The sequence below is a fragment of the Actinotalea sp. Marseille-Q4924 genome (genome assembly GCF_916618755.1).
In the GTDB taxonomy this organism is placed as follows: Bacteria; Actinomycetota; Actinomycetes; order Actinomycetales; family Cellulomonadaceae; genus Actinotalea.
On sequence record NZ_CAKAKB010000001.1, the window covers coordinates 439,752 to 459,069 of the forward strand.

The window sequence follows — 19,318 nt, forward strand, 5'->3', positions numbered from 1 at the left end:
GACCAGGCGTGGTGCCACCCCTGCGCGACTCGTACGACGCCGACGTCATCGTCGTCGGCGCCGGCCCCGCCGGCTCGACCGCCGCCTACTACCTGGCGGTCGCGGGGCTGGACGTCCTCGTCCTCGAGAAGACCGCGTTCCCGCGCGAGAAGGTCTGCGGTGACGGCTTCACGCCACGCTCGGTCCGCGAGCTCGTCGCCATGGGCGTCGAGATGCGCGAGGAGGACGGCTGGATCCGCAACCGGGGCCTGCGCGTCTACGGCGGCGGGCACCGCCTCGAGCTGCCGTGGCCGGACCTGGACGCCTTCCCCGACTACGGCGTCAGCCGGGCGCGCAAGGACTTCGACGACACCCTGGCCCGCCACGCCCGCAAGGCCGGCGCCCGGATCCTCGAGCAGCGCTCCGTGACCGGGCCGGTCGTCGACGAGCGCACCGGACGCGTCGTCGGCGTCGTCGCCCGCCCGGTGGACGAGGCGGGCCGCAAGGCCGGGGACGAGGAGACCTACCGGGCGCCCGTCGTCATCGCGGCCGACGGCGTCTCCAGCCGCTTCGCCCTGGCGCTCGGGCTGGAGAAGGACCAGCGCCGCCCCATGGGCGTCGCGGCGCGCACGTACTTCGCGACCCCGAACAGCCACGACGACTGGATGGAGTCCCACCTCGAGCTGTGGGACGGCGAGCCGAACCGGTCGAACCTGCTGCCCGGCTACGGGTGGATCTTCGGCCTCGGTGACGGGACCGCCAACGTCGGCCTCGGGACGGTGAGCTCCACGGCGTCGACGGCGAAGGTCGACTACAAGGAGCTCCTGCGCCGCTGGATCGCCAACGCCCCGGAGGTCTGGGGGTTCGACGCCGACGCGCCCCTCGGCCCCGTGCGCAGCGCGGCGCTGCCGATGGCGTTCAACCGCAAGCCCCACTACTCACGCGGGGTCCTGCTCGTCGGCGACTCCGGCGGCATGGTCAACCCGTTCAACGGCGAGGGCATCGCCTATGCGATGCAGGCCGCCCGCACCGCCGCCGAGGTCGTGGCGCAGGCCCGGTCGCGTCGCACGGACGCGGCCCGCGAGGCGACGCTGGCCACCTACCCCCGGGCGATGGCCGAGCAGCTCGGCGGCTACTACACGCTGGGCCGGGTCTTCGTGAAGATCATCGAGGACCCCCGGACGATGCGGCTCCTCACCCGCTACGGCCTGCCGCGCCCCGCACTCATGCGCTTCACGCTCAAGCTCCTCGCGGACGTTTACGAGCCCCGCGGCGGCGACGTGTCGGACCGCGTGATCAGCGCGCTGTCGAGAATTGCACCGGCGGCATGACGCGACCACACTCTGTCGAGGCCGCGGCGCCGTGCACGGTCCACCGTGCGGCGGGCGGTAGGTTGGCCGGACACCTCGTTCACGGTCCCGCGACGCTGCGCCGGAACGGCTTGCACCACTGGAGGGCTCGATGAGCAACCCGTACGTCCCGATCCTGGTCCTCATGGGCATCGGTGCCGTGCTCGCCCTCGGCGGCGTCGGCGCGAGCTGGGTCCTGGGGCCGCGGCGGTACAACCGGGCCAAGCTCGAGGCGTACGAGTGCGGCATCGACCCCACCCCGCACGCCGTCGGCGGCGGCCGGTTCCCGATCAAGTACTACCTCGTGGCGATGACGTTCATCGTCTTCGACATCGAGGTCGTCTTCATGTACCCGTGGGCGGTGTCCTTCGGGATGCTCGGCCTCTTCGGCGTCGTCGCCATGCTGACGTTCCTCGCCCTCATCACCGTGCCCTTCGTCTACGAGTGGCGCCGCGGTGGCCTGGACTGGGACTGAACACGCGGACGAGCGGGACCGGCGGTGCGCCCGTCCCCCGTCGCGCTGGTCGGAGCAACGAGGCAGGACGCGGTGACCACGGCATGACCGGCAGCGATCACCGACCATCGAGTGCAAGGAAGGAGGGGCCGCCATGGGCATCGAGGAAGCAGCACCGTCCGGGTTCCTGCTGACGACCCTGGAGAAGGCCGTCGGCCTCACCCGCAAGGCGTCGATGTGGCCGGTGACGTTCGGCCTGGCCTGCTGCGCCATCGAGATGATGGCGACGGGCACGCCCCGCTTCGACATCTCCCGCTTCGGCATGGAGGTGTTCCGCGCCTCGCCGCGTCAGGCCGATCTCATGATCGTGGCCGGCCGGGTCAGCCAGAAGATGGCCCCCGTCGTGCGGCAGGTCTACGACCAGATGGCCGAGCCCAAGTGGGTCATCTCCATGGGCGTGTGCGCCTCGTCGGGCGGCATGTTCAACAACTACGCGATCGTCCAGGGCGTCGACCACATCATCCCGGTCGACGTCTACCTGCCGGGCTGCCCCCCGCGGCCCGAGATGCTGCTCAACGCGATCCTCACGCTGCACGAGCAGGTGCGCAACGAGCCCCTCGGCGCCAACCGGGAGCAGGCCGCGCGCGCCGCCGAGGAGGCCGCGATGATGGCCACGCCCACCTCCGACATGAAGGGCCTGCTGCGGTGAGCGACACCTCGCGGGACGACGGCACCCCGCAGACGCCGACGGAGGCCGCTCACCAGGGGCACGCCGAGAACGCGCTCGAGCCGTCGGTGCCGCGCACCCGGCTCGAGGTCATCGACGTGCGGACCGGCATGTTCGGCTCCTCGCAGGGCGGCGACACGAGCGGCTTCGGCGGCCTCGTCCGCACCATCGCGATGCCCGGCCCGAGCGAGCGCCCCTACGGCGGCTACTTCGACGAGGTCGTCGACCTCCTCGCCGAGGTCCTGGGCGAGACGGGCACGGCGTTCGACACCGCGGTCGAGAAGGTCGTCGTGGACCGCGAGGAGCTCACCCTCTACGTCCGCCGCGAGCACCTCGTCGCGGTGTGCCGGGCGCTGCGGGACGACCCCGACCTGCGGTTCGAGCTCGGGCTGGGCGTCTCGGGCGTGCACTACCCGCACGACGAGGGGCGCGAGCTCCACGCCGTCTACCACCTGTACTCGGTGACGCACTCGCGACGGGTGCGCCTCGAGGTCGCGGTGGGCGAGACGGACCCCCACGTCCCCACGACCGTGGACGTCTACCCGGGCCACGACTGGCACGAGCGCGAGACGTGGGACTTCTTCGGGATCGTCTTCGACGGGCACCCCGGGCTCGCCCGCATCGAGATGCCCGACGACTGGCCGGGTCACCCGCAGCGCAAGGACTACCCCCTGGGTGGCATCCCGGTCGAGTACAAGGGCGCGCACATCCCGCCGCCCGACACGCGGAGGTCGTACAGCTGATGTCTGCCACCACCAACGGCGCCACGGCAGGCGCCCCCGACGCGGGGTTCCGCGCGACCGGTTCGATCGTCGGCGAGGGCGAGGACGTCCCCACGTTCGAGTCGGGCGGCGGCGACTGGTCGCAGATCGCGGAGGAGGCGGCGCGGCTCGGCGAGGAGCGCATCGTCGTCAACATGGGCCCGCAGCACCCGTCGACGCACGGCGTCCTGCGGCTCATGCTCGAGATCGACGGCGAGACGGTGACCGAGGCCCGCTGCGGCATCGGCTACCTGCACACCGGCATCGAGAAGAACATGGAGTACCGGACCTGGTCCCAGGGCCCCACGTTCTGCACGCGCATGGACTACCTGGCGAGCTTCTTCCAGGAGACCGCGTACTGCCTCGCGGTCGAGCGGCTCCTGGGCATCGCCGACGAAGTCCCGGAGCGGGCCACCGTCATCCGCGTCCTCATGATGGAGCTCAACCGGATCTCGTCCCACCTCGTCGCCCTGGCGACGGGCGGCAACGAGCTCGGTGCGACGACGATCATGACCCAGGGCTTCACGGCCCGCGAGGAGATCCTCAAGATCTTCGAGCTGGTCACCGGGCTCCGGATGAACCACGCCTACGTCCGCCCCGGCGGCGTCGTGCAGGACATCCCGCCGGGCGCCCTCGACACCGTGCGCGAGTCCCTCGGCGTCATGCGCGGGTACATCCGCCAGCTCGAGGACCTCATGCTGGGCAACCCCATCTACAAGGGGCGCACCGTCGGCGTCGGGTACCTCTCCCTGTCCGGGTGCATGGCGCTCGGCATCACCGGGCCCGTCCTCCGCTCGGCGGGGCTGCCCTACGACCTGCGCAAGGCCGACCCGTACTGCGGCTACGAGACGTACGACTTCGACATCCCCACCTCGACCGACGCCGACTCCTTCTCCCGCACCGTGCTGCGGATCGAGGAGTGCTACCAGTCGATGCGGATCGTCGAGCAGTGCCTCGAGCGGCTCCAGGCGATGGCGCCCGGCCCGGTGATGGTCGCCGACAAGAAGATCGCGTGGCCGGCCCAGCTGGCCATCGGCTCGGACGGCATGGGCAACTCGCTCGACCACATCAAGACGATCATGGGGACCTCGATGGAGGCCCTCATCCACCACTTCAAGCTCGTCACGGAGGGCTTCCGCGTGCCGGCCGGCCAGGTGTTCCAGGCCGTGGAGCACCCGCGCGGGATCCTGGGCGTCCACCTCGTCTCCGACGGTGGCACGCGGCCCTACCGCGCGCACTTCCGTGACCCGTCGTTCAACAACCTGCAGGCCGTGTCGCTCATGTGCGAGGGCGGCCAGGTGGCCGACGTCGTCGTCGCGGTGGCCGCGCTGGACCCCGTGCTGGGAGGGGTGGACCGCTGATGGCGACCACGACGTACGAGCCCTACGAGGGCGCCAAGCTCGAGCGGATGACGCGGGACGCGGAGATCGCCAAGTCGCGGTACCCCGACCCCATGTCCGCGCTCCTGCCGATGCTGCACCTGGTGCAGTCCGAGGACGGGTACGTCACCCCGGACGGCATCGCGTTCTGCGCGCGGAGCCTGGGGCTCAGCACGGCGGAGGTCTCCGCCGTGGCGACGTTCTACTCCCAGTACAAGCGGCACCCCAACGGCGAGTACACCGTGGGCGTCTGCACCAACACCCTCTGCGCGATCATGGGCGGGGACGCGATCTACGAGGAGCTCTCGGAGCACCTCGGCGTCGGGCACGACGAGACGACCGCGGACGGGAAGATCACCCTCGAGCGCGTCGAGTGCAACGCCGCCTGCGACTACGCCCCCGTCGTGATGATCAACTGGGAGTTCTTCGACAACCAGACGCCGGACACGGCGCGCGCGGTCGTCGACCGGCTCCGCGCCGGTGAGCAGGTCGCGCCGACCCGCGGGGCGTCGTCCGTCTGCACGTTCAAGCAGATGTCGCGCGTGCTCGCCGGGTTCTCCGACGGTCGCGCCGACGAGGGCGTCGGCGCCGGTGAGCCCACGCTCGTCGGCTGGCGCCTGGCTCAGGAGAAGGGCTGGGAGGCCCCCGGCCAGAGCACCGAGGGTGCCCGCGAGGGTGGCCCCGACACCGCGGCGCAGGACGAGCCCGTCGCTCCTGCCTCCGGCGGCGAGCACTCGAGCGTCGACCAGCCGGCGGCCCCGCCCAGCGGCGGCTCGCACGACACCGCGACCGGCCGTGACACGAACGCGACGGAGGAGGCGTGATGACCACGACCCTGACGCCTGTCCTCAGCCTGACCTGGGGCGCGGAGCGCTCCTGGACGATGGACACCTACCGGCAGCACGGCGGGTACGACGCGCTCCGCAAGGCCGTCACCCTCGACCCGGCCGACCTCGTCAGCATGGTCAAGGACTCGGGTCTGCGCGGCCGCGGCGGTGCGGGCTTCCCGACCGGCCTGAAGTGGAGCTTCCTCCCGCAGCCCGACGGCGGTCCCCGGTACCTCGTCGTCAACGCGGACGAGTCCGAGCCCGGCACGTGCAAGGACACGCCGCTCATGATGGCGAGCCCGCACCTGCTGGTGGAGGGCTCGATCATCACGTCGTTCGCGATCGGCTGCCACCACGCCTTCATCTACCTGCGCGGTGAGGAGCTGCACGTCTACCGCCGGCTGCTGCGCGCCGTGGAGGAGGCGTACGAGGCGGGCTACCTCGGCAAGGACGTCCTCGGCACGGGCTACGACCTGGAGCTCACCGTCCACGCCGGCGCCGGCGCCTACATCTGCGGGGAGGAGACGGCGCTGCTCGACTCCCTCGAGGGACGGCGCGGCCAGCCCCGCCTCAAGCCCCCGTTCCCGGCGGTCGCCGGCCTCTACGCGCGGCCGACGGTCGTCAACAACGTCGAGAGCATCGCCTCGGTCCCGTCGATCGTCGCCGGCGGCGTCGACTGGTTCCGCGCCATGGGGACGGAGAAGTCCGCGGGCTACGGGCTCTTCTCCCTCTCCGGCCACGTCACGCGGCCCGGTCAGTACGAGGCCCCGCTCGGCGTGACGCTGCGCGAGCTCCTCGACATGGCGGGCGGCATGCGCAACGGCCGCACGCTGAAGTTCTGGACGCCCGGCGGCTCCTCGACCCCGCTGTTCACCGCGGAGCACCTCGACGTGCCCCTCGACTACGAGTCGGTGGGCGCGGCGGGGTCGATGCTCGGGACGCGGGCCCTGCAGATCTTCGACGAGACGACGTGCGTCGTGCGGGCGATCACGCGGTGGGCGGAGTTCTACGCCCACGAGTCGTGCGGCAAGTGCACCCCGTGCCGCGAGGGCACGTACTGGCTCAAGCAGGTCCTCGCCCGGATCGAGCACGGCCACGGGACGCACGAGGACCTCGACACCCTGCTCGACGTCTGCGACAACATCCTGGGCCGCGCGTTCTGCGCCCTGGGCGACGGCGCGACGTCGACCATCACCTCGGGGATCGCGCTCTTCCGCGACGAGTTCGAGGCGCACATCGACGGCGGCGCATGCCCGTTCGACCCGGCGGCGTCCGCGCTGTTCGAGTACACCCCCCGGTCCCGCCGCACCCCGGCGCTGACCGGAGCGACCGCAGGAACGGCAGGAGCATGACGACGACGACGCCCAAGCCCTCGGGCTCCGAGGTCGCCCCGGCGGACCAGGTGACCTTCACCATCGACGACGTCGAGGTGTCGGTCCCGAAGGGGACGCTCGTGATCCGGGCGGCCGAGGACATCGGCATCCAGATCCCGCGGTTCTGCGACCACCCGCTGCTGGCGCCGGTCGGCGCGTGCCGGCAGTGCCTCGTCGAGGTGTCGACGCCGGACCGCGAGGGCAACGTCCGGCCGATGCCCAAGCCGCAGGCCTCCTGCACCCTCGAGGCCACGCCGGGCATGGTCGTGCGCACCCAGCGGACGTCCGCGGTCGCGGACAAGGCGCAGCACGGCGTCATGGAGCTCCTGCTCATCAACCACCCGCTCGACTGCCCGACCTGCGACAAGGGCGGGGAGTGCCCGCTGCAGAACCAGGCGATGAGCAACGGCCGGGCCACGAGCCGGTTCCACGACGTCAAGCGGACGTTCCCCAAGCCGATCGCGATCTCCACGGAGATCCTGCTCGACCGCGAGCGGTGCGTCCTGTGCCAGCGGTGCACCCGGTTCTCCGAGGAGATCGCGGGCGACCCGTTCATCGACCTGCAGATGCGCGGCATCCGCCAGCAGATCGGCGTCTTCGACCCGGGCGTGTTGGGCTTCGGCGACGCGCAGGCCCCCGAGGTGTACCGGGGCGTGCAGCCGGACGGCTCGCCGGTCGGGTCCGCCGTCGGCGTCGTCGCCCAGGACCCCGCCGGACCGGCCGGTCAGGCGACGGTCGACACCTCCGGCCGGCCGTTCTCCTCCTACTTCTCGGGCAACACCATCCAGATCTGCCCGGTCGGCGCGCTGACGAACGCGGCCTACCGCTTCCGCTCCCGGCCCTTCGACCTCGTGTCGACGCCCGGCGTGGCGGAGCACGACAGCAACGGCGCGGCGATCCGGGTGGACCACCGACGCGGCGTGGTCCTGCGTCGCCTCGCGGCCGACGACCCGGCCGTCAACGAGGAGTGGATCTCCGACAAGGACCGCTTCGCCTTCCCCTGGCAGGGGATGCCCGACCGCCTCACGGTCCCGATGGTCCGCGACCGGGCCGCCGACGGGACGCGCGGCGACCTGCGCCCGGCCAGCTGGAACGAGGCGCTCGAGGCGGCCGCCGAGGGCCTCGCCGCGGCGCGGGCCGCCGGCGGCGTCGGCGTGCTGCCCGGCGGTCGCGTGACCATGGAGGACGCGTACGCCTACGGCAAGTTCGCGCGCGTGGTCCTCGGTACCAACGACGTGGACCACCGGGCCCGCCCGCACTCCCGCGAGGAGGAGGCGTTCCTCGCCCACCACGTCGCGGGCACGCCTCTGTCCGTCACCTTCGCCGACCTCGAGACGGCGCCCGCGGTGCTCCTCGTGGCGTTCGAGCCGGAGGACGAGGGCGGGATCGTGTTCCTGCGCCTGCGCAAGGGGGTCACGGCGCACCGCAACCGCGTGTTCGCCGTCGCGCCCTACGCGAGCCGGGGCGTCGAGCGACTGCGCGGGACCCTCGTGCCGACCGCCCCGGGCACCGAGGCCGAGGTGCTCGACGCTCTCGAGACCGGCGCCCCGGACGTCCTCGGCGAGGCCGCCACGGCGCTCGGCCCGGACGCGGTCATCCTCGTCGGCGAGCGCCTGGCGAGCGTGCGCGGCGGGCTGAGCGCGGCGCTGCGCCTGGCGCGCCGCACGGGCGCCCGCCTGGCGTGGATCCCGCGCCGCGCGGGTGAGCGCGGCGCGATCGAGATGGGCACCCTGCCGGGGCTCCTGCCCGGCGGCCGCCTGGTGGAGGACGGCCAGGCGCGTGTCGACCTGGCCGCGGCCTGGGACGTCGAGGGACTGCCCGCGCAGCCCGGCCGCGACACGACCGGCATCCTCGAGGCCGCCGCCGACGGCGTCCTCGGCGGCCTGCTGGTCGGTGGCGTGGACCCGTCCGACCTGCCGGACCCGGCGCTCGCGCGCCGTGCGCTGGCGTCCGTGGGCTTCCTGGTCTCGCTCGAGGTGCGCTCCTCGACGGTGACGGCCCTGGCCGACGTCGTCCTGCCCGTCGCGCCCCCGGTCGAGAAGGCCGGCACGTTCCTCAACTGGGAGGGCCGGCCCCGGCCGTTCCCCCAGGCCCTCACGTCGACCGCCATGGCGGACCACCGCGTGCTGGACGCGCTGGCGGACGCGATGGGCGTCCTGCTGGGCCTGCGCTCGGTGAGCAGGGTGCACGCCGAGGTCGACCAGCTGGGTGGCTGGGACGGGGTCCGCGGCGCCGCTCCCGAGGTCGCCTACGCCGAGCCGCCGCGGCTCGGCGCGGGCGAGGCGGTCCTCGCGACGTGGCACCTCCTGCTCGACAACGGCCGCTGCCAGGACGGCGAGCGCTTCCTCGCCGGCACCGCGCAGCGTCCGTTGCTGCGCCTGTCCGCGGGCCACGCGGCCGAGCTGGGTGTCGGCACGGGCGACGCCGTCACGGTGCGCACCGACCACGGCCAGGTCACCCTGCCGCTGGTGGTCACGCCGATGCCCGACGGCGTCGTCTGGCTGCCGCAGAACTCGACCGGCTCGGCGGTCCGCCCGACGCTCGGCGTCGACGCGGGTGCCGTCGTGCGGGTCCAGCCGGCGGCGCTCGCCGTCGCGGCGAACCACGGGGAGGGCAAGTGATCGGCGCCGGCGTGATGGGGTCCGGTCCGACCGGCCCGGGGGTGCTCGGCCTGGTCGGCGGCGGCGAGGTGCTGCCCGCCGACTTCAGCAACGACACGTGGTGGATCGTCCTCATCAAGGCGGTCGGCATCATCGTCTTCCTGCTCACCAGCGTGCTCATCGCGATCTGGTTCGAGCGGAAGGTCGTCGCCCGCATGCAGGTGCGGCCCGGGCCGAACGTGCACGGTCCGTTCGGCCTGCTGCAGTCGCTCGCCGACGCGATGAAGCTCCTCGTCAAGGAGGACATGAACGTCAAGGCGGCCGACAAGGTCGTCTACATCGTGGCGCCGATGATCTCCGTCTTCGCGTCGCTGCTCATCTTCGCCGTCATCCCGCTGGGCCCCGCGGTGAACATGTTCGGCGTCATCACGCCGTTGCAGCTCACCGACTTCCCCGTCGCGGTGCTGTACATCCTCGCGGCGGCGTCGTTCGGCGTGTACGGGATCGTCCTCGGCGGCTGGTCGTCCGGCTCGACGTACCCGCTGCTGGGTGCGGTGCGGTCGACCGCGCAGGTCATCTCCTACGAGCTCGCGATGGGTCTGTCCCTGGTCAGCGTGTTCCTGCTGGCCGGCTCGATGTCGACGTCGCAGATCGTCCAGTCGCAGACGACGATCTGGTGGTTCCTGCCGCTGCTGCCCGCGTTCGTCATCTACTTCATCTCGATGGTGGGCGAGGTCAACCGGCTGCCGTTCGACCTCCCGGAGGCCGAGGGCGAGCTCGTCTCGGGATTCATGACCGAGTACTCGTCGATGAAGTTCGCGTGGTTCTTCCTCGCGGAGTACATCAACATGCTCAACGTCTCCGCGATCGCCACCACGCTGTTCTTCGGCGGCTGGCGCGCCCCGTGGCCGATCTCGGCCATCAACGACGGCATGTTCAACGAGGGCTGGTGGCCGGTCCTGTGGTTCCTGGCCAAGCTCTGGTTCTTCATGTTCCTGTTCGTCTGGATCCGCGGCACGCTCCTGCGGTTCCGCTACGACCAGTTCATGTCCTTCGGGTGGAAGGTCCTCATCCCGGTCGCCCTGGCCTGGATCGTCGCCGTCGCCGTCATCCAGGGCGTCCGCCAGTTCACGGACGTGGACCTCACGACGCTCCTCATCGGGCTCGGCGTCCTGGCCGTCCTCGTCATCGCGGTGACGTTCCTCATCCCGGAGCGGAAGGAACCCGCGCGGCCGGCGGAGCCGGAGGTGTTCGACCCCTACGCGGGCGGGTACCCTGTGCCGCCGATGCCCGGTCAGGTCCTGCCGCCGTCGCCGCGCCGCGCGCGACTGGCCGCGCAGCACGCCACGACGGCCGGGACGGGAGCGACCGCCTCGACCGGGACGCTCACCGCGGCCGGCACCGCCGAGCACCCGACCGACCAGCACCCGACCGAGGCCGAGGAGGAGAGCCGTGGCTGACAAGGACCTCACCCGGCGTGAGCACGGCGGCGAGGTCGGGGCCCACGGCACGGCGCCCGGCTACGAGCCGCTCATCGCGGAGCGCGGACCGGTCGCGCGGGCCCTGGCCCCCGTCGCCGGCTTCGGCGTGACCATCGCGAACATGTTCAAGCCCACGGTCACCGAGGAGTACCCGTTCGAGAAGGCGCCCACGAAGCCCCGCTACCACGGGCGGCACCAGCTCAACCGGCACCCCGACGGCCTGGAGAAGTGCATCGGGTGCGAGCTGTGCGCGTGGGCGTGCCCCGCCGACGCGATCTACGTCGAGGGCGCGGACAACACCCCCGACGCGCAGTTCTCACCGGGGGAGCGGTACGGCCGCGTCTACCAGATCAACTACCTGCGGTGCATCTTCTGCGGGATGTGCATCGAGGCGTGCCCGACCCGTGCCCTGACGATGACCAACGAGTACGAGCTCGCCGGTCCGTCCCGCGCCGGGATGATCTACGAGAAGCAGGACCTGCTCGCGCCCCTGGCCGACGGCATGCTCCCGGCGCCCCACCCGATGGTGCCGGGCACCGAGGACACCGACTACTACCGCGGGGCGGTGACCGGCCCGGTTCCCGAGCAGATCGACTGGGTGGCGCAGTTCCGCCCGGAGGAGCCGGCACTGGAGAACCTGCGGGTCACCGCGGACTCCGGACGGGACGAGGACGGACGATGAGCGCACCTCTCGCGCTCGGCGGCGTCGCCGCCGGGCCGCTGGTCACCGCCCTGGCGGAGACGGGCAGCACCACCACCGCCGAGGCGGTCCTCTTCTGGGTGCTGGCACCGATCATGGTGCTGGCCGCCTGCGGCCTGCTGTTCTCCCGGCGGACCGTCTACGCCGCGATGAGCGTCGTCGTCGTGATGATCTGCCTCGCGATCATCTACGTGGCGCAGGAGGCACCGTTCCTCGGGGTCGTGCAGGTCGTCGTGTACACCGGCGCCGTCATGATGCTGTTCCTCTTCGTGCTCATGCTCGTCGGCGTCGACGCGTCGGACTCCGTCGTGGAGACCATCCGCGGCCAGCGCTGGCTCGGCGCGCTCCTCGGGATCGGCCTGGCCGTCGTCCTGGTGAGCGTCGTGCTCAACGCCGCGGACCTGCGCCCGCAGGGCCTCGCGGCGGCGAACGCCGAGTCCAACCCCGTGGGCGTGGCGCGCGTCATCTTCGGCGACTTCGTCTTCAACCTGCAGGCGGTCGGCATCCTCCTCATCACGGCCGCCGTCGGGGCGATCGTCCTCACGCACCGCGAGCGGATCACCCGCAAGGTGGGGCAGCGCGAGCGCGCCCAGGCGCGGATCGCCTCCGGCGGACGGCTCACGCCGCTCCCGGCGCCCGGCGTCTACGCCCGGTCCAACGCGATGGACGTCCCCGCCCTGGGACCGGACGGCCGCCCGCTGGACGCCTCCGTGCCGCGCGTGCTCCGCGTGCGCGGCCAGGAGCGCTCGGTGGGTGAGGTGCGCCTCGACTCGAGCGCGGCCGCGGCCGCCACGCGTCACCTCGAGGGCGTGGACGAGGGGCTCGGCCCGGTCCCTGGTACGGGGTCCACGCCGCCCGAGCGGTCGATCACGGGTGAGGAGCCCATCCGATGAACCTGGTGAACTACCTCGCGCTGTCGGGCGTCATCTTCTCCATCGGCGCCGCCACGGTGCTGCTGCGGCGCAACGCGATCATCGTGTTCCTCGGCATCGAGCTCATGCTCAACTCGGCCAACCTCGCCTTCGTGACCTTCGCTCGCATGCACGGGGACCTCACCGGGCAGGTCGTGGCGTTCTTCGTCATGGTCGTGGCCGCGGCGGAGGTCGTCATCGGGCTCGCGATCATCGTGGCGATCTACCGCACGCGCCGCTCGGCCTCGGTCGACGACGTCAACCTCTTGAAGAGCTGAGGAGCGAGCGACGGTGACCACCCTTGCTGCTGCCCTGACCGCGCTGCCCACGGCCATGCCCGCGGGACTGCCGGGCGGCCTTCCCCTGCCCACCGCGACCGAGGGCGTGGTCGCCGCGACCGCCGCGACCGGCGTGCTCCGGCTGGCGTGGCTGCTGGTGGCCCTCCCGCTGGCCTCCGCGGCGGTGCTCCTGCTCGCCGGACGCCGGTCCGACCGCTGGGGCCACTGGCTCGGCGTGCTGGCCTCCTCCGCCTCCTTCGTCGTGGGCGCCGTCCTGCTCGTCACCATGCTCGGCGCGCCGGCGGAGCAGCGGGTCCAGGACCTGCACCTGTTCTCGTGGATCCCCGCGGGCGCGTTCAGCCTCGACGCGGGCCTGCGGCTCGACCCGCTGTCGCTGACCTTCGTCATGCTCGTGACGTTCGTCGGCTCGCTCATCCACGTGTACTCCGTGGCGTACATGGAGCACGACCGCGACCGGCGGCGGTTCTTCGCCTACCTCAACCTCTTCGTCGCGGCGATGCTGCTGCTCGTCCTGGCGGACAGCTACCTGCTGCTCTTCGTCGGGTGGGAGGGCGTGGGTCTCGCGTCCTACCTGCTCATCGGGTTCTGGAACCACACGCTGCCCAACGCGGTCGCGGCGAAGAAGGCGTTCATCGCGAACCGCGTCGGCGACGTGGGCATGATCATCGCGATCGGCCTGCTGTTCGCCACGTTCGGCGCGACCGACTTCGAGACGGTCTTCGCCTCCGTCGGCGGCGCGAGCGAGGGGCTGCTCACCGCGACCGGCCTCATGCTGCTGCTCGCCGCCACCGGCAAGAGCGCGCAGTTCCCGCTGCAGTCCTGGCTCGGCGACGCCATGGCCGGCCCGACGCCGGTGTCCGCGCTCATCCACGCGGCGACCATGGTCACCGCGGGTGTGTACCTCGTCGTGCGCTCGGGCCCGATCTACGCCGGGGCGCCGACGGCGCTCCTCGTCGTCGCGATCATCGGTGCCTTCACGCTGCTGTTCGGCGCGATCATCGGCACCGCGAAGGACGACATCAAGAAGGCCCTGGCGGCCTCGACGATGTCCCAGATCGGCTACATGATGCTGGCCGCCGGCCTCGGCCCGATCGGCTACGCGTTCGCGATCTTCCACCTCGTGACGCACGGCTTCTTCAAGGCCGGGATGTTCCTGGGCGCCGGGTCCGTCATGCACGGCATGGACGACGACGTCGACATGCGCCGCTTCGGGGCGCTGTCGACGGCGATGAAGGCGACCTGGATCACCTTCGGCCTCGGCTGGCTGGCCATCCTCGGCGTCCCGCCGTTCTCCGGCTTCTGGAGCAAGGACAAGGTCATCGAGTCGGCGTTCGCGACGAACGGCGCCGAGGGCTGGCAGCCGTGGGTGTTCGGGAGCGTGGCGCTGCTGGGCGCCGGGATCACCGCCTTCTACATGTCGCGCCTGTTCTTCATGACCTTCCACGGCCGACGGCGCTGGCACGACGGGCACGGCAGCGCGCCGGACCCGGACGCGCCGGTCCGCCACCCGCACGAGTCGCCGGCCCTCATGGTCTGGCCGATGTGGGTGCTGGCCGCCGGCTCGGTGGCCCTCGGCGCGGCGCTGTACTTCGGTGGCTTCGAGTACTGGCTCGAGCCGGTGTTCGGGCACACCGAGCACGACGACCCCGTCCTGCCGGTACCCGTGCTCATCACCCTGACCCTCGTCCTCGTGGCCGCGGGCACCTTCCTCGCCTGGCGCCAGTACTCGGCGGCCCCGGTCGCGGTCGTCCCGCCCCGTGGCTCCGTGCTCACCCGCGCGGCTCGCCGGGACCTCTACCAGGACGACGTCAACGAGGCGCTGCTCATGCGCCCGGGCCAGTACCTGACCCGGTCCCTCGTGTACGGCGACCGGCAGGTCGTCGACGGCGCGGCGACCGGGCTGGCCCGTGTCGTGGCCGGCTCGGGCGAGGTGGTGCGCCGGGTCCAGACCGGCTTCGTCCGGTCGTACGCCGCGACCATGATGCTCGGTGTGATCGTCCTGGCCGCCGTCGTCCTGGCCTTCCGGATCTGAGGGGAACAGACCACCCATGCTTGACCAGAGCTTCCCCTGGCTGACGACCATGGTCGTCCTGCCGGTCCTCGGCGCCGTCGTCCTGTGGGCGCTGCCCGCGGGCGCGCGGCGGCACGCCCGCACGATCGGCCTGGCCGTCTCGCTCGTCGTGCTCGCCCTCGGCGTGCTCGCCACGCTGCAGTTCGACACCACCGCCGCCGCCGAGCACCAGCTCGAGCACGTCGTGCCGTGGATCCCGGCGTTCGGCGTCAGCTGGGCCCTCGCGGTCGACGGCGTCGGCCTGTCCCTCGTCCTGCTGTCCGTGGTGCTCGTGCCGCTGGTGATCCTCGCCGCGTGGCGGGAGCATCCCGAGGCGGTCCTCGCGGACGCCGCAGCGCGCGGCGCCTCCGTGGGAGCGGCGACGGTGACGACGGGAACGAGAGGGCGCGGTGCCACGGCGGGCGGTGCCACGGCGGCCGGTTCCAGGGCAGGCGGCGCGACGGCAGGCGGCGCGACGACGGCGACCCTGGCGCCTCCGGCCGCCGGCGGCGCACCGGCCTACGACGGGGCGCGCATCCGCAGCTACGTCGCCCTCATCCTGCTGCTCGAGGCCTTCATGGTGGCGATCTTCGCCGCCCGCGACGTGTTCCTCTTCTACGTCCTCTTCGAGGCCATGCTCATCCCGGTCTACTTCATGATCGGAATGTTCGGCGGCCTCCAGCGGCGGTACGCGGCCGTGAAGTTCCTCCTCTTCTCCCTCGCCGGCGGCCTCGTCATGCTCGTGGGCGTCATCGCGCTGTACCTCCAGGCGGGCACGGGCTCGTTCCTCGTGGACGACCTCGTCGGTGCGGAGATGTCGACGACGACCGAGCGGCTCATCTTCCTGTCGTTCTTCCTCGCGTTCGCCATCAAGGCGCCCATGTGGCCGGTCCACACGTGGCTCCCGGACGCGGCCGAGCAGGCCCCCGCAGGGACGTCCGCGCTCCTGGTCGGCGTGCTCGACAAGGTGGGCACGTTCGGCATGCTGACCCTCTGCCTGCCGCTGTTCCCGGAGGCGTCCCGGTGGGCCGCGCCGGTGATCATCGTCCTGGCGGTCGTGTCCGTGCTCTACGGCGCGCTCCTGGCGATCGGTCAGCAGGACCTCATGCGCCTCATCGCCTACACCTCGGTGAGCCACTTCGGCTTCATCGTCCTGGGGATCTTCGCGTTCACCTCGGTGAGCATCCAGGGCTCGTCGTTCTACATGGTCAACCACGGGCTCTCGACCGGGGCGCTGTTCCTGCTCGCCGGCTTCCTGGTCGCCCGCCGCGGGTCCCGGCGCATCGCGGACTTCGGCGGCCTGCAGAAGGTCGTCCCCGTCCTCGCAGGCACATTCCTGGTCGCCGGCCTCTCGGCGCTCTCCCTGCCGGGCCTGTCGACGTTCGTCAGCGAGTTCCTCGTGCTGGTCGGCACCTTCACCGCGTACCCGGCGGCGGCGATCGTCGCGACCCTCGGCGTCGTCCTCGCCGCGCTGTACGTGCTGCTGACGTACCAGCGGGTCTTCACCGGGCCCGTGCGACCGGAGCTCGCGGTCACGCCGGACCTGTCGGCGCGGGAGAAGTGGGTCGTCGGCCCGCTCCTCGCCGCGATGCTCGTGCTCGGCTTCTACCCCGCACCGGCGCTGGACCTCGTCCGCGAGCCGGCCGAGGCGTCCCTGGAGCAGGTCGGCGCCGAGGACCCGGCCCCGACGGCCGGCAGCGCCGACGCGGGCAGTACCACCACCACGGACGACGGGAGCGACCAGTGAACGCGGCCTTCGAGGCACCCGAGGTCGCCTGGGCACCGATGGTGCCCGTCCTCCTCGTGCTGGGGGCCGGCGTGATCGGCATCCTCGTGGAGGCGTTCGCGCCCCGCGCGGCCCGCCGCCCGGTCCAGCTCGGCCTCGCCCTCGTCGCGCTCGCCGGGGCGCTCGTGTCCATCGCGGCGCTGTGGACCGACGTGCGCGGCGCCGGGGGCATCGAGGTGCTCGGGGGCTCCCTCCTCGTCGACGGCCCCACGCTCGCGCTGCAGGGCGTGGTCGTGCTCGTGGGGCTCGTCGCCCTGCTCGTCCTGGCGGACCGCACGGATGCCGGGGAGGACGCGTTCGCCCCGTCGGCGGCGGCCGTCCCGGGGTCGGACTACGAGGAGCTCGCGCGGCGCAAGGGCCTGGCCCAGACCGAGGCCTTCCCGCTCGTGCTCTTCGCGCTGGGCGGCATGATGATCTTCCCGGCTGCGGGTGACCTGCTGACGCTGTTCATCGCGCTCGAGGTCCTCTCGCTGCCCTTGTACCTCCTGTCGGGCATGGCGCGCCGCCGACGGCTGCTCAGCCAGGAGGCGGGGATGAAGTACTTCCTCCTCGGCGCCTTCGCCTCCGCGTTCTTCCTCTTCGGAGCGGCGCTCGTCTACGGCTACGCCGGCTCGGTCCGCCTCGCGGACATCGCGGTCGCCGCCGCGACGCCGAGCGCGCTCGACCCGCTGCTGCTGACCGGCTCCGTGCTCCTCCTGGTCGGCCTGCTCTTCAAGGTCGGCGCGGTGCCGTTCCACTCGTGGACCCCGGACGTCTACCAGGGTGCGCCCACGGCGGTCACCGGCTTCATGGCGGCGTGCACGAAGATCGCGGCGTTCGGCGCGATGCTGCGCATCGTCTACGTGGTCCTCCCGCCGCTGGAGTGGGACATCATGCCGCTCCTGTGGGGCGTCGCGGTCATCACGATGATCGTCGGCACGGTCGTCGCGATCGTCCAGACCGACGTCAAGCGGATGCTCGCCTACTCCTCGATCGCCCACGCGGGCTTCGTCCTCGTCGGCGTCGTCGCGCTCACCCAGAGCGGCATCTCGTCCGTCCTCTTCTACCTCCTGGCCTACGGCCTGGCGACCGTGGGGGCCTTCGCGATCGTCTCTCTCGTCCGCGAGGTGAACACCGCGCAGGGCGGTGCCGTCGTCGCCGAGGCGACGCACGTCTCGCAGTGGTCCGGCCTGGGACGGCGGCACCCGCTGCTGGCGGGCTCCTTCGCCCTGTTCCTGCTGTCCTTCGCCGGGATCCCGCTGACCGGCGGGTTCACGGGCAAGTTCGCCGTGTTCTCCGCCGCCGTCGAGGGTGACCTGGCCTGGCTCGCCGTCGTCGGGGTCATCGCCTCCGCGGCCGCGGTCTTCTTCTACGTCCGGCTCATCGTGCTCATGTTCTTCACCGAGCCGGAGGGGACCGCGGGCGCCGCGACGACCGTCGTCCGCTCCGAGGGCTTCACGGCCGTCGCGATCGGCCTGGGCGTCGTCGGCACCATCGCGCTGGGCGTCCTGCCGTCCCCCGCGCTGGAGTTCTTCGCCGACGCGGCGGTCTTCCTGCCGTGACGGGTGCCGCCCTGCCGCTGGCCGACCCGGAGCTCGCCGAGCTGCTCACGGGTCGGCTGGAGATCGTCGAGGAGCGTCTGCGCGACGCCGTGACGCAGTCCGACGTGCTCGCGGACACGACGTCGCGCCACCTCATCGACGCGGGCGGCAAGCGGCTGCGGCCCCTCCTCACCCTCCTCGCCGCGCAGCTCGGCGAGGGGCAGCGGCCCGAGGTGCTCGACGCCGCCGTCGTCGTGGAGCTGACGCACCTGGCGACGCTGTACCACGACGACGTCATGGACTCCGCGCCGCTGCGGCGCGGGGCGCCGAGCGCCCACGAGGTCTGGGGGAACCAGGTCGCGATCCTCACCGGCGACCTGCTGTTCGCGCGCGCGTCGGGCATCGTCGCCGGCCTCGGTCCGGAGGCGGTGCGCATCCAGGCCGCCACGTTCGAGCGGCTCTGCCTGGGCCAGCTGCACGAGACCGTCGGCCCCGCCGCCGGCACCGACGCCGTGGAGCACTACCTCCGCGTGCTGGCCGACAAGACGGCCTCGCTCATCGCGACGTCGGCGCGCTTCGGGGCGATGTTCGCCGGCTGCCCCGCCGACGTCGTGGCGACCCTCGTCGAGTACGGGGAGAAGGTGGGCGTGGCCTTCCAGCTCGCCGACGACGTCATCGACCTCAGCGCCGACGGGGCCCGCACCGGCAAGACGCCGGGCACGGACCTGCGCGAGCGGGTGCCCACCATGCCCGTGCTGCTCCTGCGGGCCCGCGTCGGCGCGGCCGACCCCGCCGACCCCGGCGAGGAGGCGGCACGGGACCGCGAGCTCCTGGCGCGGCTCGACGGGGACCTCAGCTCCGACGAGGCGCTGGCCGTGGCCGTCGAGGGCCTGCGGGCGCACCCCGTGCTGGCCGAGACGCGCCGGCGCGCCCAGCAGTGGGCGGGCGAGGCGATCACCGCCCTGGACGGGCTACCCTCCGGATCGGTCAAGGACTCGTTGGTGTCCTTCGCCGAGGCGCTGGTGGACCGCGCGTCCTGAGGACGTCGCTGCGCGCCCGGTCGGGTGATCGCGCGGGTGAACTCGTGGGGCCGAACGGGTGAGTGCGTACTGCTCATGACCG

General features: G+C 72.3%; 16 protein-coding genes. All 16 read left to right on the top strand.

Annotation, left to right across the window (positions count from 1 at the left end):
• Nucleotides 1-8: 8 nt before the first annotated feature.
• The 16 genes from LG379_RS02080 (at nucleotide 9) to LG379_RS02155 (ending at nucleotide 19,236) form a co-directional block, all read left to right on the top strand.
• Nucleotides 9-1,310, top strand: a complete 1,302-nt coding sequence (locus tag LG379_RS02080) for a geranylgeranyl reductase family protein (protein ID WP_225752934.1) — start codon at nucleotides 9-11, stop codon at nucleotides 1,308-1,310.
• A 130-nt stretch (nucleotides 1,311-1,440) separates the two neighbouring features.
• Nucleotides 1,441-1,803 carry an NADH-quinone oxidoreductase subunit A gene (locus tag LG379_RS02085; RefSeq protein WP_225752935.1) on the top strand — a complete coding sequence of 121 codons (363 nt, stop codon included), beginning with the start codon at nucleotides 1,441-1,443 and terminating at the stop codon, nucleotides 1,801-1,803.
• Nucleotides 1,804-1,936: 133 nt separating this feature from the next.
• Nucleotides 1,937-2,491: an NADH-quinone oxidoreductase subunit B family protein gene (locus LG379_RS02090; protein WP_225752936.1), complete on the top strand. Its 555-nt coding sequence runs from the start codon at nucleotides 1,937-1,939 to the stop codon at nucleotides 2,489-2,491.
• Nucleotides 2,488-3,252 carry an NADH-quinone oxidoreductase subunit C gene (locus LG379_RS02095; protein WP_225752937.1) on the top strand — a complete coding sequence of 255 codons (765 nt, stop codon included), beginning with the start codon at nucleotides 2,488-2,490 and terminating at the stop codon, nucleotides 3,250-3,252. Before LG379_RS02090 ends, LG379_RS02095 begins: the two co-directional genes overlap by 4 nt.
• The gene (locus tag LG379_RS02100) at nucleotides 3,252-4,631 is read left to right on the top strand and encodes an NADH-quinone oxidoreductase subunit D (RefSeq protein WP_225752938.1); all 1,380 of its coding nucleotides are present in this window, start codon (nucleotides 3,252-3,254) and stop codon (nucleotides 4,629-4,631) included. The genes LG379_RS02095 and LG379_RS02100 overlap by 1 nt, the downstream gene beginning before the upstream one ends.
• Nucleotides 4,631-5,473, top strand: coding sequence for an NADH-quinone oxidoreductase subunit NuoE (gene nuoE, locus LG379_RS02105; protein WP_225752939.1), 843 nt, complete (start codon nucleotides 4,631-4,633; stop codon nucleotides 5,471-5,473). Before LG379_RS02100 ends, nuoE begins: the two co-directional genes overlap by 1 nt.
• On the top strand, nucleotides 5,473-6,828 hold the full coding sequence (nuoF, locus tag LG379_RS02110) for an NADH-quinone oxidoreductase subunit NuoF (protein ID WP_225752940.1): 1,356 nt from the start codon (nucleotides 5,473-5,475) through the stop codon (nucleotides 6,826-6,828). Before nuoE ends, nuoF begins: the two co-directional genes overlap by 1 nt.
• Entirely contained in the window at nucleotides 6,825-9,470 is a 2,646-nt protein-coding gene (locus tag LG379_RS02115; RefSeq protein WP_225752941.1) for an NADH-quinone oxidoreductase subunit G, read from the top strand. Before nuoF ends, LG379_RS02115 begins: the two co-directional genes overlap by 4 nt.
• 14 nt (nucleotides 9,471-9,484) lie before the next feature.
• The gene (gene nuoH / locus LG379_RS02120) at nucleotides 9,485-10,909 is read left to right on the top strand and encodes an NADH-quinone oxidoreductase subunit NuoH (RefSeq protein WP_225753333.1); all 1,425 of its coding nucleotides are present in this window, start codon (nucleotides 9,485-9,487) and stop codon (nucleotides 10,907-10,909) included.
• Nucleotides 10,902-11,612: an NADH-quinone oxidoreductase subunit NuoI gene (nuoI, locus tag LG379_RS02125; protein WP_370634411.1), complete on the top strand. Its 711-nt coding sequence runs from the start codon at nucleotides 10,902-10,904 to the stop codon at nucleotides 11,610-11,612. Before nuoH ends, nuoI begins: the two co-directional genes overlap by 8 nt.
• Nucleotides 11,609-12,523, top strand: coding sequence for an NADH-quinone oxidoreductase subunit J (locus tag LG379_RS02130; RefSeq protein WP_225752942.1), 915 nt, complete (start codon nucleotides 11,609-11,611; stop codon nucleotides 12,521-12,523). The genes nuoI and LG379_RS02130 overlap by 4 nt, the downstream gene beginning before the upstream one ends.
• A complete protein-coding gene (nuoK, locus tag LG379_RS02135) occupies nucleotides 12,520-12,819 on the top strand; it encodes an NADH-quinone oxidoreductase subunit NuoK (RefSeq protein WP_225752943.1) in 300 nt (99 codons plus the stop codon). The genes LG379_RS02130 and nuoK overlap by 4 nt, the downstream gene beginning before the upstream one ends.
• 55 nt (nucleotides 12,820-12,874) lie before the next feature.
• The gene (gene nuoL, locus LG379_RS02140) at nucleotides 12,875-14,872 is read left to right on the top strand and encodes an NADH-quinone oxidoreductase subunit L (RefSeq protein ID WP_225753335.1); all 1,998 of its coding nucleotides are present in this window, start codon (nucleotides 12,875-12,877) and stop codon (nucleotides 14,870-14,872) included.
• Nucleotides 14,873-14,888: 16 nt separating this feature from the next.
• Nucleotides 14,889-16,637 (top strand): NADH-quinone oxidoreductase subunit M, encoded by a 1,749-nt coding sequence (locus tag LG379_RS02145; protein ID WP_225752944.1) that lies wholly within the window; start codon nucleotides 14,889-14,891, stop codon nucleotides 16,635-16,637.
• A 38-nt stretch (nucleotides 16,638-16,675) separates the two neighbouring features.
• On the top strand, nucleotides 16,676-18,217 hold the full coding sequence (gene nuoN, locus LG379_RS02150) for an NADH-quinone oxidoreductase subunit NuoN (protein ID WP_255632882.1): 1,542 nt from the start codon (nucleotides 16,676-16,678) through the stop codon (nucleotides 18,215-18,217).
• On the top strand, nucleotides 18,214-19,236 hold the full coding sequence (locus LG379_RS02155; protein WP_225752946.1) for a polyprenyl synthetase family protein: 1,023 nt from the start codon (nucleotides 18,214-18,216) through the stop codon (nucleotides 19,234-19,236). Before nuoN ends, LG379_RS02155 begins: the two co-directional genes overlap by 4 nt.
• Nucleotides 19,237-19,318 lie beyond the last annotated feature (82 nt).

Coding starts and splice junctions, on each gene's coding strand:
- LG379_RS02085 (WP_225752935.1), top strand. CDS start 1,441: ATGAGCAACCCGTACGTCCCGATCCTGGTCCTCATGGGCATCGGTGCC.
- LG379_RS02090 (WP_225752936.1), top strand. CDS start 1,937: ATGGGCATCGAGGAAGCAGCACCGTCCGGGTTCCTGCTGACGACCCTG.
- LG379_RS02100 (WP_225752938.1), top strand. CDS start 3,252: ATGTCTGCCACCACCAACGGCGCCACGGCAGGCGCCCCCGACGCGGGG.
- nuoE (WP_225752939.1), top strand. CDS start 4,631: ATGGCGACCACGACGTACGAGCCCTACGAGGGCGCCAAGCTCGAGCGG.
- nuoF (WP_225752940.1), top strand. CDS start 5,473: ATGACCACGACCCTGACGCCTGTCCTCAGCCTGACCTGGGGCGCGGAG.
- LG379_RS02115 (WP_225752941.1), top strand. CDS start 6,825: ATGACGACGACGACGCCCAAGCCCTCGGGCTCCGAGGTCGCCCCGGCG.
- nuoH (WP_225753333.1), top strand. CDS start 9,485: ATGGGGTCCGGTCCGACCGGCCCGGGGGTGCTCGGCCTGGTCGGCGGC.
- LG379_RS02130 (WP_225752942.1), top strand. CDS start 11,609: ATGAGCGCACCTCTCGCGCTCGGCGGCGTCGCCGCCGGGCCGCTGGTC.
- nuoK (WP_225752943.1), top strand. CDS start 12,520: ATGAACCTGGTGAACTACCTCGCGCTGTCGGGCGTCATCTTCTCCATC.
- nuoL (WP_225753335.1), top strand. CDS start 12,875: ATGCCCGCGGGACTGCCGGGCGGCCTTCCCCTGCCCACCGCGACCGAG.
- LG379_RS02145 (WP_225752944.1), top strand. CDS start 14,889: ATGCTTGACCAGAGCTTCCCCTGGCTGACGACCATGGTCGTCCTGCCG.
- nuoN (WP_255632882.1), top strand. CDS start 16,676: ATGGTGCCCGTCCTCCTCGTGCTGGGGGCCGGCGTGATCGGCATCCTC.